A 13,601-nucleotide genomic window follows, 5' to 3' on the forward strand; every position below is an offset into this window, starting at 1 on the left:
TTTGTGGTTCCAGCCAAAACCTTTGACGTTCCGCAGATGCAAAAAGCACAGACCAAACCCCCAACTCCTCTTGGCCGTTGTCAGCGCGACAAGCCAATCGGCGATCAGCTCGTTCTCAGCTCTGAGCGTCGGCTGATATCGATAGCACGTCTCACTGATGCTGAATGCTCGGCAGGCCAAAGCAATGCTGACGGACCGGTGCCGAACCGCCCACTCGGCCATCTCTCTGCGTTGAGACGGCCTTACCACTTTTTTCCAAGCGCTTCCTTCAACAGGTCGTTTTGCATGCTCTTCTCGGCATACATGCGCTTGAGGCGCTTGTTTTCCTCGTCGAGCTCTTTCATCCGCGCCATCAGGCTCGCATCCATGCCGCCATACTTCGAGCGCCATTTGTAAAAGCTCGCCGAACTCATCCCATGCTCACGGCACAGATCCGCAACCGGCACACCGCCTTCGGCCTGTTTCAAAATACTCATGATCTGAGCGTCGCTGTATTTCGATTTCTTCATCAGAATCTCCTCTTTTATCTTTCGAGAAAATTCTACTTTCAAACGCCCCTAAATTTCGGGGGGATTACCGTAAGCCTTGAGGATGCGATAGACCGAAGCCTCTGATACAAAATACTTTTCCGCATCAGTGAACTGCACGGCCAATTCGCGGGGCGACAGATCGCTTTCCAGCAGGGCCAGATCCTTGATCTTCTCGCGAACCGGCTCGGGAATGCGGTTCCAGACCCGTGACGGCTTGGGACTACGATCCTCAAGTGCCTCAGGTCCCCCGGCCAGATACCTGTCATACCAGCGATAAAATGTGGTCCTCGGGATGCCCAGCTTGTCTAGGGTGCGTTTGGTTGGCAGATGCGATCCTTCGACCAAGCGGATGATCTCAAGCTTCTCGGATGCGGGATACCTCATGCGTCTCGCCTCAGGGCGCACAGGCACATGGCAGACCATCCTATTTGGCCTCTCGGGCGGGCTGATCCCCTGCCCCGCCGCGATCACCGTGTTCATCCTGTGCCTGCATCTGGACAAGGTTGCGCTCGGCCTCACCTTGGTCAGCGACTTTTCCATCGGCCTCGCCGCCACGCTTGTCGCGGTTGGTATCGTCGCCGCGCTCAGTCTGAAAGCGATCTCCGCCCGCACCTCGCGCTTTGATGCGCTTATGGCGGCCGCCTGGCTCTCCGCCACCTACCATTTTCATACAGTTACGTTCAGACCCATTCAGCGTCAGATGGCGCTGTTTTTGTTTGATTATCTGCATTCGTTGTTGATATTAGGACTTCTTCGATTACACTCATTTCTGTTCATTAGGTGGTATGAAATGTGGTATATTCATGGTTCTGCATAGCGGCAAACTGACCAAGAATCTGGTGCGAACGCTTGGCTCCGGTCGGCACGGCGACGGGAATGGACGCTATCTCGTGCTGGACCCGAGCGACGCACGGCGCTGGATTGTGCGCGTCACCGTCAAGAGGCAGCGGAATCGGGAGGGCAAACCCCTGCGTACCGATTTTGGTTTGGGTGGCGCGGACATTGTGACGCTGAACCAAGCGCGCGACCGTGCCCTCGAATATCGCCGCATGGCGAAACAAGGCCTCAACCCGCGCTACAATGTCCGCCAAGAGGTGCCTTGCTTCGAAGAGATCGCCCAGCAGGTTCACATTGAGCGCCTGCCAACGTGGAAGAACCCCAAGCACGGGCAGCAATGGATCAACACGCTCGCCGAATATGCTTTCCCGAAGATCGGGCGCTTGCCGGTGTCGGAGGTCGGGCAGCCCGAGGTGTTACAGGTTCTGCTCCCGATTTGGACCGAGAAGCACGAAACGGCCAAGCGCGTGGCGCAGCGGATCAAGGCCGTGCTGGATGTGGCAAAGTCGAAGGGCTTCTACACAGGCGAAAATCCCGTCAGCACGATCCGCGATGCCAAGGTCTTGCCGCGCGTCAAACAGAAGGTTCAGCACCACAAGGCGATGCGCTGGCAAGATGTCCCCGCCTTCTACGCGGATCTCGCTACGCGGGACGCTACGGCGGCAAAGGCGCTGATGTTCACCTGCCTGATCACACTCGAAGAAGCGCGGGCGGCAGGGTTCCTTCGATGACGGGTTCATTCAAATCCTTCGTCCGCGCCGCGAATGTGAAGGCAGGATCGACGGGGAAAACGTCGATGGGCGGGATCGAGGCCCATGCCAAACGGCTCGACAAGACCTCGTTGCTGCGCCGTGTCCGCGCACTTGACCCCTTGGCATGGTCGAAGATGGGAGCGGGCATCAACGCGGGCGGTTGCGACCTCTGGGATGCCTTCAAGCGGCACAAGGAAGAGACCGGCGCGGTTGAACGCGGTGGTTCGTCATTGGCCCTGCACATGCTGGTGGGCGTGTCGCGGGAATGGCTGGAAGAGGACGGGCGCGATGCGCATTCAGCAGAGAACGACCGCATCCAGCGGCTGTTCGATGAAGCCAAGGCTTGGGCGGAAAGCTGGGCGGGCGAAGGCTCGGTCATCCACATGCGCTTTGATCTGGACGAGCAAGGCAGCGGCAACGTCGATCTGGTGGTCGTGCCGGTGCGTATGCAGCGGCGCAAGTCTCGCAAGAACGCGGCGGCCAAGGAGGTGCTGACGATCTCGACGCGGATGGCGAAGGAAGAGTTGCGCAAAGCGATGAAGGCCAAGAATTCCGGTCAGGCGATGCAGTCGAGCTGGAATGCTTGGTGCAAGGACCGCCTCGATCTGCGGATTGAGCGCGGGAAGAGTTCAGATCAAACACGAAGAAAGCACATCCATGCCGATATTCTGCGCGCGGAAGGCGACAAGCAGCGGGCCGAACATAACGCGGCCATGGCGGCGGTGGAGGTCGAGAAGAGGCAGGCCATCGCGCGGGCGGAGGCTGAGGCCAAGGCCGCCAGCGAAGCGCTGTTTCTCTGGGCGAAGGCGGCTAGTGGTCCCTATCACGGGCTGCTTCTAGAGGATATGAGCGAGGCCGAAGAGCAGGCCTATGACCTGCATCGCATGGTCGTAGGCCGCTATCGCGGAGCGCTGCGTGCAGAGCGCGATGGGCGGCTTTACCCCGAGCAAAGCCGCTTCCTGTCGGAACTGCGCAATGCCGAACCGGACCCCGATCGCTATGTCGCGGCGGCCCTGACCGAGGCAGTCAGCGGCGCGAGCATCGGCCTCGACATGATCCAGCGGATTTCAAAGTTGATGCGGCGGCTGTTGCAGCGCATTGTTCAAGCCGTCGATGCGCATCTGTTGCGCTATTGGACGCGCGAAGATGGCGGGCATAAATGGGATGTGACTACCGCACGGCTGTGCTTAGGATCGGCGGAACTGGTTGATCTGGAAGCGCGGACGGAGCGCGAGGCCGAAGAGCTGCGAGTGGCGGAACCTGTCTATCGTAGTTTATCTGAGAGAGTGGGCCGACTTGATCCGTAATCCATCAAGCTGTAGCGATCGGGACATTTTTTTGTTAAAAATAGCTTTGGAGGCTGGTAAGATTTCACTTCAGTTCAGCCTGGACGCACAACGCCCAAAACCAACAAAATTTGGGCAACTGAAGTGACCGCCGCCATATATAAAAACAACAAGACAAATCCGGATAGTCGTTGCCACATTTTTGCGTCTTTGGGATTCGGTATTCTGGATGCCTCCAATAGAAAAAGGCCACCAACAACTACATTAGCTACCGTAAGTGCCATCCCGATGATCGCAAGAGAGATACCAGCAAAAATACTTAGCATAATTGGCTCAATACCGAAGGGAATACTGATTGCGCCACTGGCATCGAATTGCTGTGCGATAGCTGAACGATTTTGCAATATGGCCCTGCCGGCGGTAAATGAAGTCGCTGCGATCAAATAGTTTCGAAGATGCGCAGCAACAGCGTTGGTAGTTTCAGATATCCTCATTATGACCTTCCATAAGTTGATCGGACATTTGGTTGCATCAGTGATATTCCACTTTTTAAGTGGTAACGCACTACCACTTATCCGGCGAGCCGGACCGCTCCGCTTAAGTTGTGCGCCCTGCGGGGCGGGTTTGCGCTACTAATAACGGAGATTCGATATTCATTCATTGGTGATTTCTACCGCCGCCCCCGCCTTCCCCTGCCATGTGAGAGGCGATGTCAGGCGGGGCCGGTGTGTGCAACGGTAGCCGGAAAATCCACATGAGCGAGACGCGAAGGATCGAGCGATTGTGGGGTTTCTGGCGGGGTCTTGCCCTGCGATGTGACAATAGTGCTATAGCACTATCGCCCTATCCCGCCGCGCTCAGACCTCCAGCACGAAAGCCGAATCGAACCCCACCTCCTCGCCCGGATATCCCCGTTGGTTCGTGACGAAGCGGATCGGGCCGTGATCACCTTCGACCGTCCGGCTCTCCCCCTCGTGGCTGTGGCCCCAGATCCATGTGTCTATGTCGAAGCCCCGAATTTCGTCCCAGAGATCGTTGGCAAACCCGTTGTTCATCGCGCGCTTTTCGTGACCGCCGATGGTGCGCCACGGGGCGATCAGCTCGCGCAGAGGCAGATGGTGGGTCATGACCACGGTCGGGCCATCGTGCGGGGTGCGCAGGGCGGCGAGGATCGCCGCCTTGTCCAGCGCGTGGCGTTCCAGCATGTCGTCGATGGCAAAGCGGGTATCGGGCCCGGTGCGAATGGCGCGGTAGTCCTGCATATAGGCCGAGACCATGATCCGCGCGAGGTCGTCGAACTCGGGGTAGAGTTGCAGATCCGTCCAGAGCGTCGCGCCGATGATACGGATACCCGCTATCTCGGTGGTCGCGCCATGCAGAACGCGGATGTCGAGGCCTTCGGCACGCAGTTCGGCAAGTTGACGATCTTCGTCGGCCAAAAGCTTCGACCAGACTGAGCCATAGGGTTCATGGTTGCCCCAGATCACCACCACCGGGCAGCTATATTTGCGCGCGGCTCGCGCTGAGATTTCCAGATGTCGTCCCCGCGTGTGCGTATCGCCCGCGATCAAAACCCCGTCCACTGGCGTAGACAGATCGGGCAGATCGAAGCCGCCCCAGAATTCGTCATGCAGGTCGCTCCAGACCAGAAACCGCGCCATATCGCGCCCTCTTTTGATCGTATGATAGTGCTATCGCCCTATATCACCATTACGCGCTTAGTGCAGGTAGGGCTGGATCGCATCCAGCGCCTTGGCCGATCCCATAAGGCTGAACCTGTGCGCCCGCCCGCCGAAGCCGACCTCAACCCATTTTGCCGCGCGGATGTTTTCGACGAACAGCGCGGTCGCACCCATGCCTGCGGTGGAATAGTTGTCGAACAGAACCTCACCGCCGCGCGCCTCGAAGTCCAGTGCCTCGCCGTTCGAAAAGGTGACCTGCACCCGCTCTCGTGACCCAGGAACCTGCCCGCCCAGCATCACCTTCACCGTGCAGTTATCGAAGGAGCAGGCCCCGTCCGGCCCCAGCCCGTTCACCTCGTCCGAGCGGATGATCCAGATTTCATCACCCATCTTACGGCGCGGGCTGACATCGCCCGTCGCATTGGTGAAGGTCCAGAATTCGGCCCCGCCTTCCAGCGATGCCTCGAAATACCAGCCCTCGGCCATGGCGGGGCTGGACAGCGCAATCAGTGCGGCAGTGAGTATGGCTTTCATGATTTCAGATCCTCCGGAGGAATATCGACGCCAACCTCGACCAGCGCCTGAATGATCAACTGGCTCATGGTGATGCCGCGTTTCAGAGCTTCGATCCGCAGCGCCCTGTGGCCCTCGGCGCTGATGTAGAACGAGGTGTGTTTCTGCTCGCGCGGCCCGGTCATCGGTAGGGGCTGGCCAGTCGCAGATTGGCGAAGCTGTGGATCAGGGTCGTGATGGCTTCCGGTGTCAGGCCATGCTCGACGAAAGTTTTATCCTCAAAACCGATCCGGATGTTCAGTCCGCCCTCCGGGTTCACTGCCAGCTCAAAATACGCACCATTGCACGGCGCGGCGAGCTTACGCGGGCTGGACCATTCCACAACCTCATCTGTCGGAACCAGTTTACGCTGAACACCGATGCCGCTGTCCTCCAGAATGTCGATCAGCAGATCAAGCATTTCGGCGGCAGGCTCGTTGTCCTCGACCGTCCGAGGGGCAGTTGCATACTCGATCCAGCTTGGCTCAAGGAGTGGCTGCACCAGCGACCTGAGCCGCCGCTCCACGCCCTTCGGGTCATCCAGCGTCAGCGATACCATGCCTGCCCTCCACTCTTCTTCCCACGCAGTACAAAAAACAACACCGCAGCCAGCCCAAGGAACATCGCGATCAAAGGGAGCATGACGAGAACGCCGATGAAGTCACCGCGAAACAGAAAGTTAAAGGCAATCAGGATGAATGGCAGGGAAAGTGCACCCACGAATATTACAGTCTTTGGTATGGCTGCACCCTGTCTGGCACCGCAGCCGGTGCAGATCGTGGCGTCGGGCGGGATCTCGGTCATGCAGTGGGGGCACTGGGGCATGGGTATTCTCCAACTCGTCGAATGTATGTTAAAACAGGTAGAGTTAAAAGCGTCAAAGCACAATAGCATTGTGCATGAAGACGACGCCCAAGAGCCCCCTGAGAGACATCGTTGCGCGCAACATGCGCAAGCTGCGCGCCGATCGTGGCTGGTCGCAGGAGTATCTGGCGAATAAGGCCGGGCTGAACCGGACCTATCTCAGCGCTGTCGAGCGCTCGGAGCAGAACATCTCGATCGACAATCTGTATCGGGTGGCCGAGGGGTTGGGCGTTGAGGCTTGGATGCTGCTGAAGCCTTGAGGCCTGTCCCCCCGTGCGAACGGGCATCATCTTGATCAAGTGCCTTGGTGCTTAAACGCCAGAAGAAATAACCCAAAATGGGATAGTCCTCAAGCAGGATTATCCGAATTCCGGATTTATTCGGAGTTCAAGACATGGGAAGAACCCTACGCAGTCCGGGGCATCTGGCCCTCATGGCGGCATTGAAGCAGGCGCGGTTGGACGCTGGTCTAACACAGACCGAGTTGGCAAATCGCCTAGAACGGCCTCAGTCCTTCGTCGCGAAATACGAGAATGGCGAACGGAAGGTGGAGGTCGTCGAATTCGTCCAGATTGTGAAAGCGATTGGTTGCGATGGTCGTATGATCTTAGACGATGTGGCGCGGGCGGAACTGGGTGCCTGATACAATCACTGGTGGGTTCAATCCGTTGAAACCGCTAGAAAATGAATAACAATAGGTAAGACGACTCGTCATCGGATAAGGCGAGATTTGAGGGTTTTGAGCGGATGCAGCTGCAAGAATTGTTGAACGCGGATCGCGAATCTGTGCGGAGCGAGCGTGAAAAGGGCGATTACTTCGAACGGCTGGTCCGCGTCTGCTCAGCGACAACAGCGCCTGCTACATCTCCGGTGATTTGGCCGAAGGTTGGAAGGGCAAAACATGAAGCATAGCCTGTTCTCCATCTGCTGTGCTACCGGAAGTGTCCCCGCTTGGGGCTAGATTTTCCACTCTTTAATCACAGAGGCGGGCTGGATGCGTTTGGCAATTTTATCAGCGCTGCTGGAACGTTGTTCCCAATGGCGCTGTACGGTCTCTATTCGTTACCGCCTCTACGCCAAGCCTCCAACTTTTCGGCGGTATCTTCAGGGCCCATGAACCAATAAACGTTCACCGGTACAGAAGGAAGCCATCCTGGCCGAGGACATCCTCGCGATGGTGGCCACCCTGCCCTACGACCTGCGCGGACTGCGTGATCGGGCGATCCTGCTTTTGGGGTACGCCGGAGGCCTCAGACGTTCCGAGATCGTCAGTCTCGATGTCCACAAGGACGATACAGCAGACGGCGGCGGCTGGATCGAAATCATGGAGAAGGGCGCCCTGCTCACCCTCAATGCCAAGACCGGTTGGCGTGAGGTTGAGATTGGGCGGGGATCCTCCGAACAGACCTGCCCGGTGCAGGCCCTCGAACAGTGGCTGCACTTTGCCAAGATCGACTTCGGCCCGGGCTTCGTCCGCACCTCGCGAGATGGCAAGGGCGCAACGGAGACGCAGTTGAACGACAAACATGTCGCGCGCCTGATCAAGCTCACCGTCATGGACGCCGGTATCCGATCCGACCTGCCAGAGAAAGAGCGGCTTGCCCTGTTTTCCGGCCACTCGCTGCGCGCGGGTCTCGCCAGTTCCGCCGAAGTCGACGAGCGCTATGTCCAGAAACATCCGGGCCACGCCAGCGCCGACATAGACCCGCCGCTATCAACGTCGGCGGGATCGGTTCCGGGTGAACCTGACCAAAGCCACAGGGCTGTGATCCCCTGCCCTACCCCACGATCTCCATCAGGACCGCCGCCGCATCCGGGCGCTTGTCCAGCGAAGTCGCAATCTGTTCACGCCAGCGCGGGCCCCGCTCCATCGCATCTTCATATGCCTCGCGCAGCTCGTCTGGCCGGGTCTCCGCCAGCACCTCGATCAAAAGCGCGGCCTGCGCGCGATCCTTCTGCGCCTTCAGACGATCCGCCGCCCGCCGCCGTTCAGCCACGATCAGCTTATGAATCGCATAGCGTTCCGGACGTGGGATTTGCACCAGAACGCCCGAGCGATAAAGGCTCACCGCCGGGATCGGATCTTCGATCAAGTAATCGAGATGCCGCAGCGCCATGGCGCTCACCCCCAGCGCGGGCAGATCGCGCAGGCTTTCTTCCCCCTGCGCAGGCATAAGGAATTCGACCAGCGTCTCACCGCTGCTCTGCGTCCAGCGCCAGGTGCGCGCTGGGTCAAGCGAAGGGCTCGGTGCAAATTTCAGGGATTTGAACACCTCTTCGAGCGGCGTCTCGACCCGGTCACCGATGGCAAAGGAGAGCCGTTCAAAACTCGCGATGTCCATATCGCCGGTCTGAGCCAGAGCATCCGTGCCCAACACCACGCCAAGCTCGCCCTCGTAATGGCGAAACGCGACCGTGCCCACCAACGTCCCGCCGAGGCGGAAGACCCCCGTGCGCGCAAAGGCGTTGAGCAGGCTACCGGTGGTTTGATCGGTGGGTGTGTAGCCCTCCGCCCGAAGAAGCCGGACAAGGCGTGTACGTTCGCGACGACGGGCCTCCCGCGTCTCCTTGAGCGCCCCCAGGCGTGCCAGACGATCACGTAACTCCGGGCTGTCGGGGCCGATGTAGCGCTGCGCCATATCGGAACCGACGCGGAATTTGTCGTACCAGAACACCCGTCCCTTCACGGTCACACGCGTGGGGGTGCCAATGATCTCTCCCACCTGCTCATCCTGAGCGAGACGGAGAAGATCGTGATAGGCGGCGATGCCGATGGGCGTGTGAAAGCGTGGCATAAGGCACTTATACAGCAAAGTTTCGAAACGCTGTATAACCGATTTTCATTCGCTATACAGCATAATTTTCAATTGATGTATAACGATCTATTCCCTCGGAAAAGCTCCGAATGCTCTACGCACCACCTCCGCTGCGGGCTTTTCCGTCCTATCCCTGCGTATGAGACCAAAAGCGCTTTGTTGCCGCCGCACCCATGGCTTTACCCCTACCGCCTGAGCATCCACATTCAAGAAGGAAGCAGAGCATCACCCCCTTGGGCCTCTGAAAGCACCGCAAGCCGTTTCTCAAGCATCTTCGCCTGCCCCCATTCGGAGCCGGGAAAGCCAAACACCGCGTTATAGGAGCTTGCTCCGATCTCCGTGATGACCACCGGCTTGTCGCCGACCTGCGCCTGAACTGCGACAAGGCGTTCTTCGCCCCCCCTCTACAGGCGCATAATCGAAATAGCTTACCAGATCGAACTAATCGGCCATGATTGCGGCACTTTCCGCCTTCGCCCAGCCGACCGTCAGCGCCAGATCGGGCGCAATCCGCCGCGCCACGGCGGTGATGGAGCGCAATCACGCCTCAACCTCCCCTGCCCCGTGCAGGGCAAAATCGAGATCGGCCTCGTTTTTCAGGTAGACAAAACTCACCGCCGCGGACGCGTTCGAGATAGAGCACATCTTCCGGTGTTGTCCCGTTAAGCATGGGACAGTTTCTTATTACAATATCTAGTTACAATATGTGGACATAGTTCGGAATGATGCAGAAACAGTTCATCAGCTACAGACGCCACCGCTTTCCACCGCAAATCATCGCTCATGCGGTCTGATTGTATGTTCGTTCAACCTGAGCCTCCGCGACGTAGAAGAGATGCTGCTGGACCGAGACATCGACGTTGCCTATGAGACCATCCGGCGTTGGGTCCTAAAATTTGGGCCGCAGATCGCCCGGAACTTACGCCGTCGCCAGCCCCGCCCCGGCGATATCTGGCACCTCGAAGAGCTTGTCGCGGTGATGTCGAAGCGTAAATTTTGGCCTAGCGTGCCGTCGATCAGAACGGGACCGTGCTGGAGGAAATCCTTCAGTCTAGACGTAACAAACTCGCCGCAAAGCGCCTCTTGAGATCTCTGATCAAGCGATTTGGGCTGCCCAAGAGGATCATCACCGACAAGCTGCAGTCCTATGAAGCCGCGAAACGAAACATCGCGCCGGGACTGAACTGGAGCACCGTTCCCATAAGGATTTGAATAATCGAGCTGAAAACAGCCACCTACCATTCAGAAAACGCGAACGCTGCGTACAAGGATTTCGCTCGCTTGGCGGATTGTAGAGGTTTGTTCCCACTCATTCGCCAACTCGAAATTGCTTTTCCGTCCCATCCCGTAGCCGCACTGCCATGGCCATCCGATTTCATCGGCTGGAAGCGTTCAACATCTGGAAGATCGCAGCCGGGCTTGTTTAACTTTCCATTAAGCAAACCATCTTCAGCCGCACACTAATTAACGTGACACCCCCTAGAACTCATTTATCCAAAACATCCCTGAGCCAAACATCAGGTGACGCTGACATATTCACACGAGCCGGGAAGCCAAGAGCTTTGTGAGAGTACCAATTCCCGTTTGCACACACCTTTTGGCAAGACGCTCCCACCATTCGGTAGGCTCGTTCGGGCCTCTCCAAATGCCTTCCAATATAAAGCGGACAACGCCTCCGGGATTGTCTGAATGACTGAAAGCTATGGAATAAATATCGTGACCCAGCAGAAGCGCAAAACCCTTCGTCTGAAAATGCCGCAATGGCAGGGAGGCAATCTCCCAGCTTATCATTTTGGCTCCGAACTTTTGGCCTGGCTCGCTCTGCAAAACGATAATCCGGTCGCCAAAGTGGCGATTGACACCCCGAACGATGCGCCGCTGCGCTGCCACTCGAAGAGGGCATTCTCGCAAAGTCGATTTTGCTGAAACAACATCGTGCGGCACGTGAGGCCATTGAGGCAGAATCCCCGGATCGTCTCGTCGTCTTCGGCGGCGACTGTTCCGTCAACCTCGTACCCTTTACTTATCTGAATGAGCGCTACGATGGTGATGTGGCAATTCTTTGGGTCGTCTCACACCCGGATATCATGCCCCCGCACAATTTGAGCGCGCCCACGCCATGGTCCTCAGCAACTTGCTGGGGCAGGGCGACGAGGATTTGTCCAGCCTCATGCGTCGCAAATTTGATCCGGCCCGCGTTGCCTATGCCGGGACGGACGACATGAGCGATTGGGAGCGCACCCGTTCTCGACTGGATCCGCTCCACGCGCCGCGCGTCATCTCGTCATCCACCTTGACCTCGACGTGCTCGACTCTGCGCTGTTCCGCTCGCTGCCTTTCAACAAACCGAGCAGCACCAACGTAGAATGGGCGACGACAGCGCACGGCAAATTTACAATCGATCAGGTCGTACGTCTACTGCAAGATGTTTCGAAAGAAATCGGCATCGTCGCGCTAGGCATTGCCGAACACCTGCCTTGGGAGGCAATGAACATGCGGGACATGTTGGGAAAGCTGCCGCTGCTGTCTGACTGATCCTTTTTAAAACCACCTGATGAGACGGAATTTCCGAAAATGCAGCCCCGTCTTTTTTGTGCACTGAAGAGGCGAACCGCGAAAACACAGACACAGTTCACAACTGTGAACTTAGCCTTACCAGCGCGCGCGATGCCTTCAGAACTTTACCCATTCTTGCATGGTAAGCTCCATTCACCTCGCGACTTCCGGCATGAATATCCGACCAGAGTTCACAGCTGTGAACCAAGGGCAAATAGGGCAGCGGGTTAAAACTTGGTTTCAAACACTAAAAAAGACACAAATCCGGCGCCACAGAGTCTAAACTGAAAACCAATCTAGACTCTAATCCATTCCAAAGCATGTCGTTTGAAAAGCCGGTTCACAGCTGTGAACTCATCCTTCCATCTGACACGCCACCAAACATTACGCCGCCTCTTTTCGCATAAGCGCCATAACCATCGGCCCGGAAGAGAAACCGCCATCCGCCGCTTTGGCGCTCAAGCTCCTCAGATACCCGCCCGGAGAGCGAATGTCGGAAACACGCTCGAGCATCGCCGCCAGAACGACCGAAGCCTCAACCGGCCCCATATAGCGTTTTGCTTCGTCCCAGGCGGACGGGGAAATACCCATCATAGGCCGAACCATCTCTGCGGCACGCACAAATTGGTGCCAGTGACGGATTACACCATCACTATAGCTCTGAATTTCGCGGCAGCCTCGCAAGACCAGGCCCAAGGGCAGGCTAGGCATCGGCATGTCCAGTTCCGGTGGTGCAAGATCCACTTCTACTGAAACCTCTTGTCCCTCACTTTCCTCCAGTTGATTGGGTAGGGCAGGGGAGACCACCCCAGCGTTTTTTGCCAATTCTTGGCGAAGTTCAAAATCATAAGACTCTTTATTTGAATTCTGATAGTGCTGCTCATTTTGAGACTCATTGGTGCTCATATTTTCTGAAACAGACGGCTCAAGAATATTGCGCGCGCGATCAAGGGCTGCATTCAGATCCGCCTCGATCAACTCCAGATCAGCCATATCCAATTTGCGGCGAAGGGTTCGCCCAGTGAGCGCCGCAAGATCTGAGAACTGGGTCCAAATCGAGAGGTCAGGGCGCACTTCCTCGCCATAGACGCTGAGAGACGCCAGATCGCGCCGCATGAGGCTCACAGCCTCCCTGAGACGCCGAAATGCCTCCTGTTCGGCCCTGATCCGTTCCGCAGCCTCACAGAACTCCTCAAAGCGCTGTGCGAGCGGGGTCAGATCAAAGCCATAGATGATCTTCTCCTCGCCAAAGCGGCGCACGTAGCGTTTACCATTGGGGCTGTCACGGCGGATCAAGACGCCGGCGTGGACCAGGCGGCCAAGATGGCGGCGCATCGTCGAGGCGGGCATGCCGTTCAGACGCTCACAGATCGACTTGTTCGACGGGTGCACGACCAGATTGCTGTCGTTGCCCCCCAAAATCGTCGCCTGATGAAAGCTCACCAGGGCCTGAAGCACGGTCATGTCACGATCGGTTAAGCCAAAAACCTCCCGCGCGGCGGACAGTTCGCGCAGAGCTTCCCATTTGTTGACGCCACCGGGGGGCAGCTCCGTGTTGGAGCGCGCCTGATGCTTCAAGATGACAGCATCAATGATTCGCCGAAACGGCGAGACGGGTGTGTAGGTCATATCTCATCACGAAGACAAAAAAATCCCGCTTCGCGAATCACTTTGGACTTGCGAATTCGAATGCGCGACACTACCTTGAAGGTGCTAGAAACAAGTT

Annotated in this window: 16 protein-coding genes and 5 pseudogenes; 10 read left to right on the forward strand and 11 right to left on the reverse strand. The window is 57.5% G+C overall.

Going from position 1 to position 13,601, the window contains the following annotated elements:
* Both NH195_RS20930 and NH195_RS15130 read right to left on the reverse strand, forming a co-directional pair.
* Positions 1 to 509, reverse strand: a pseudogene (locus tag NH195_RS20930) (transposase); the annotation flags it as partial.
* Between the two features lie 69 nt (positions 510 to 578).
* A pseudogene (locus NH195_RS15130) lies at positions 579 to 920 on the reverse strand (helix-turn-helix domain-containing protein); the annotation flags it as partial.
* On the opposite strand from NH195_RS15130, the gene NH195_RS15135 reads away from it, so the two are divergent.
* The 3 genes from NH195_RS15135 to NH195_RS15145 are packed head-to-tail and all read left to right on the forward strand — an operon-like array spanning position 913 to position 3,426.
* A complete protein-coding gene (locus NH195_RS15135; protein ID WP_066708721.1) occupies positions 913 to 1,347 on the forward strand; it encodes a HoxN/HupN/NixA family nickel/cobalt transporter in 435 nt (144 codons plus the stop codon). The pseudogene NH195_RS15130 and the gene NH195_RS15135 overlap by 8 nt on opposite strands.
* Positions 1,334 to 2,098 (forward strand): tyrosine-type recombinase/integrase, encoded by a 765-nt coding sequence (locus NH195_RS15140; protein WP_081423961.1) that lies wholly within the window; start codon positions 1,334 to 1,336, stop codon positions 2,096 to 2,098. Before NH195_RS15135 ends, NH195_RS15140 begins: the two co-directional genes overlap by 14 nt.
* Complete coding sequence (locus NH195_RS15145) at positions 2,095 to 3,426, forward strand: plasmid recombination protein (RefSeq protein ID WP_066708724.1); 1,332 nt, start codon at positions 2,095 to 2,097, stop codon at positions 3,424 to 3,426. The genes NH195_RS15140 and NH195_RS15145 overlap by 4 nt, the downstream gene beginning before the upstream one ends.
* A 74-nt stretch (positions 3,427 to 3,500) precedes the next feature.
* Here the strand turns inward: NH195_RS15145 and NH195_RS21280 are convergent, their stop codons facing one another.
* The 6 genes from NH195_RS21280 to NH195_RS15165 all read right to left on the reverse strand — a co-directional run bounded on the left by NH195_RS21280 (position 3,501) and on the right by NH195_RS15165 (position 6,443).
* On the reverse strand, positions 3,501 to 3,899 hold the full coding sequence (locus tag NH195_RS21280; RefSeq protein ID WP_155846196.1) for a hypothetical protein: 399 nt from the start codon (positions 3,897 to 3,899) through the stop codon (positions 3,501 to 3,503).
* 363 nt (positions 3,900 to 4,262) lie between these two features.
* On the reverse strand, positions 4,263 to 5,066 hold the full coding sequence (locus tag NH195_RS15150; protein WP_066708727.1) for a metallophosphoesterase: 804 nt from the start codon (positions 5,064 to 5,066) through the stop codon (positions 4,263 to 4,265).
* 57 nt (positions 5,067 to 5,123) lie between these two features.
* Complete coding sequence (locus NH195_RS15155) at positions 5,124 to 5,621, reverse strand: hypothetical protein (protein ID WP_066708729.1); 498 nt, start codon at positions 5,619 to 5,621, stop codon at positions 5,124 to 5,126.
* The gene (locus NH195_RS21560; protein ID WP_202906513.1) at positions 5,618 to 5,785 is read right to left on the reverse strand and encodes a hypothetical protein; all 168 of its coding nucleotides are present in this window, start codon (positions 5,783 to 5,785) and stop codon (positions 5,618 to 5,620) included. The genes NH195_RS15155 and NH195_RS21560 overlap by 4 nt, the downstream gene beginning before the upstream one ends.
* Positions 5,782 to 6,198 carry a hypothetical protein gene (locus NH195_RS15160; protein ID WP_066708731.1) on the reverse strand — a complete coding sequence of 139 codons (417 nt, stop codon included), beginning with the start codon at positions 6,196 to 6,198 and terminating at the stop codon, positions 5,782 to 5,784. The genes NH195_RS21560 and NH195_RS15160 overlap by 4 nt, the downstream gene beginning before the upstream one ends.
* The gene (locus NH195_RS15165) at positions 6,186 to 6,443 is read right to left on the reverse strand and encodes a hypothetical protein (protein ID WP_155846197.1); all 258 of its coding nucleotides are present in this window, start codon (positions 6,441 to 6,443) and stop codon (positions 6,186 to 6,188) included. The genes NH195_RS15160 and NH195_RS15165 overlap by 13 nt, the downstream gene beginning before the upstream one ends.
* Positions 6,444 to 6,538: 95 nt before the next feature.
* Here NH195_RS15165 and NH195_RS15170 point away from each other — a divergent pair, with 95 nt between their 5' ends.
* The gene (locus NH195_RS15170; protein WP_066708733.1) at positions 6,539 to 6,763 is read left to right on the forward strand and encodes a helix-turn-helix domain-containing protein; all 225 of its coding nucleotides are present in this window, start codon (positions 6,539 to 6,541) and stop codon (positions 6,761 to 6,763) included.
* A gap of 134 nt (positions 6,764 to 6,897) precedes the next feature.
* The gene (locus NH195_RS15175) at positions 6,898 to 7,146 is read left to right on the forward strand and encodes a helix-turn-helix domain-containing protein (RefSeq protein ID WP_066708734.1); all 249 of its coding nucleotides are present in this window, start codon (positions 6,898 to 6,900) and stop codon (positions 7,144 to 7,146) included.
* Between the two features lie 334 nt (positions 7,147 to 7,480).
* Here NH195_RS15175 and NH195_RS21715 read toward each other — a convergent pair.
* Positions 7,481 to 7,636: pseudogene (locus NH195_RS21715) on the reverse strand (integrase core domain-containing protein); the annotation flags it as partial.
* On the opposite strand from NH195_RS21715, the pseudogene NH195_RS20935 reads away from it, so the two are divergent.
* A pseudogene (locus tag NH195_RS20935) lies at positions 7,630 to 8,272 on the forward strand (tyrosine-type recombinase/integrase); the annotation flags it as partial. The pseudogenes NH195_RS21715 and NH195_RS20935 overlap by 7 nt on opposite strands.
* Before the next feature lie 9 nt (positions 8,273 to 8,281).
* Here NH195_RS20935 and NH195_RS15185 read toward each other — a convergent pair.
* Positions 8,282 to 9,298, reverse strand: a complete 1,017-nt coding sequence (locus NH195_RS15185) for a nucleotidyltransferase family protein (RefSeq protein ID WP_066708741.1) — start codon at positions 9,296 to 9,298, stop codon at positions 8,282 to 8,284.
* A gap of 746 nt (positions 9,299 to 10,044) precedes the next feature.
* Between NH195_RS15185 and NH195_RS21905 the strand changes: the two are divergent.
* From NH195_RS21905 to NH195_RS21575, 4 genes and pseudogenes are all read left to right on the forward strand, one after another.
* Positions 10,045 to 10,746 (forward strand): annotated as a pseudogene (locus NH195_RS21905) (IS6 family transposase).
* A gap of 262 nt (positions 10,747 to 11,008) precedes the next feature.
* Positions 11,009 to 11,245, forward strand: a complete 237-nt coding sequence (locus tag NH195_RS21565) for a hypothetical protein (protein WP_202906514.1) — start codon at positions 11,009 to 11,011, stop codon at positions 11,243 to 11,245.
* Positions 11,239 to 11,544 carry an arginase family protein gene (locus NH195_RS21910; protein ID WP_202906515.1) on the forward strand — a complete coding sequence of 102 codons (306 nt, stop codon included), beginning with the start codon at positions 11,239 to 11,241 and terminating at the stop codon, positions 11,542 to 11,544. Before NH195_RS21565 ends, NH195_RS21910 begins: the two co-directional genes overlap by 7 nt.
* A 4-nt stretch (positions 11,545 to 11,548) precedes the next feature.
* Positions 11,549 to 11,854 (forward strand): arginase family protein, encoded by a 306-nt coding sequence (locus NH195_RS21575; RefSeq protein ID WP_202906516.1) that lies wholly within the window; start codon positions 11,549 to 11,551, stop codon positions 11,852 to 11,854.
* A 405-nt stretch (positions 11,855 to 12,259) separates the two neighbouring features.
* On the opposite strand, the gene repC is transcribed toward NH195_RS21575, so the two are convergent.
* Positions 12,260 to 13,504: a plasmid replication protein RepC gene (gene repC, locus NH195_RS15200; protein ID WP_066708742.1), complete on the reverse strand. Its 1,245-nt coding sequence runs from the start codon at positions 13,502 to 13,504 to the stop codon at positions 12,260 to 12,262.
* Between the last annotated feature and the right edge of the window lie 97 nt (positions 13,505 to 13,601).

Source organism: Celeribacter ethanolicus (genome assembly GCF_001550095.1).
In the GTDB taxonomy this organism is placed as follows: Bacteria; Pseudomonadota; Alphaproteobacteria; order Rhodobacterales; family Rhodobacteraceae; genus Celeribacter; species Celeribacter ethanolicus.

Coding starts and splice junctions, on each gene's coding strand:
- NH195_RS21565 (WP_202906514.1), top strand. CDS start 11,009: ATGACTGAAAGCTATGGAATAAATATCGTGACCCAGCAGAAGCGCAAA.
- NH195_RS15170 (WP_066708733.1), top strand. CDS start 6,539: ATGAAGACGACGCCCAAGAGCCCCCTGAGAGACATCGTTGCGCGCAAC.
- NH195_RS15135 (WP_066708721.1), top strand. CDS start 913: ATGCGTCTCGCCTCAGGGCGCACAGGCACATGGCAGACCATCCTATTT.
- NH195_RS15145 (WP_066708724.1), top strand. CDS start 2,095: ATGACGGGTTCATTCAAATCCTTCGTCCGCGCCGCGAATGTGAAGGCA.
- NH195_RS15155 (WP_066708729.1), bottom strand. CDS start 5,621: ATGAAAGCCATACTCACTGCCGCACTGATTGCGCTGTCCAGCCCCGCC.
- NH195_RS21280 (WP_155846196.1), bottom strand. CDS start 3,899: ATGAGGATATCTGAAACTACCAACGCTGTTGCTGCGCATCTTCGAAAC.
- NH195_RS21560 (WP_202906513.1), bottom strand. CDS start 5,785: ATGACCGGGCCGCGCGAGCAGAAACACACCTCGTTCTACATCAGCGCC.
- NH195_RS15140 (WP_081423961.1), top strand. CDS start 1,334: ATGGTTCTGCATAGCGGCAAACTGACCAAGAATCTGGTGCGAACGCTT.
- NH195_RS15160 (WP_066708731.1), bottom strand. CDS start 6,198: ATGGTATCGCTGACGCTGGATGACCCGAAGGGCGTGGAGCGGCGGCTC.
- NH195_RS15175 (WP_066708734.1), top strand. CDS start 6,898: ATGGGAAGAACCCTACGCAGTCCGGGGCATCTGGCCCTCATGGCGGCA.
- NH195_RS15165 (WP_155846197.1), bottom strand. CDS start 6,443: ATGACCGAGATCCCGCCCGACGCCACGATCTGCACCGGCTGCGGTGCC.
- NH195_RS15150 (WP_066708727.1), bottom strand. CDS start 5,066: ATGGCGCGGTTTCTGGTCTGGAGCGACCTGCATGACGAATTCTGGGGC.
- repC (WP_066708742.1), bottom strand. CDS start 13,504: ATGACCTACACACCCGTCTCGCCGTTTCGGCGAATCATTGATGCTGTC.
- NH195_RS15185 (WP_066708741.1), bottom strand. CDS start 9,298: ATGCCACGCTTTCACACGCCCATCGGCATCGCCGCCTATCACGATCTT.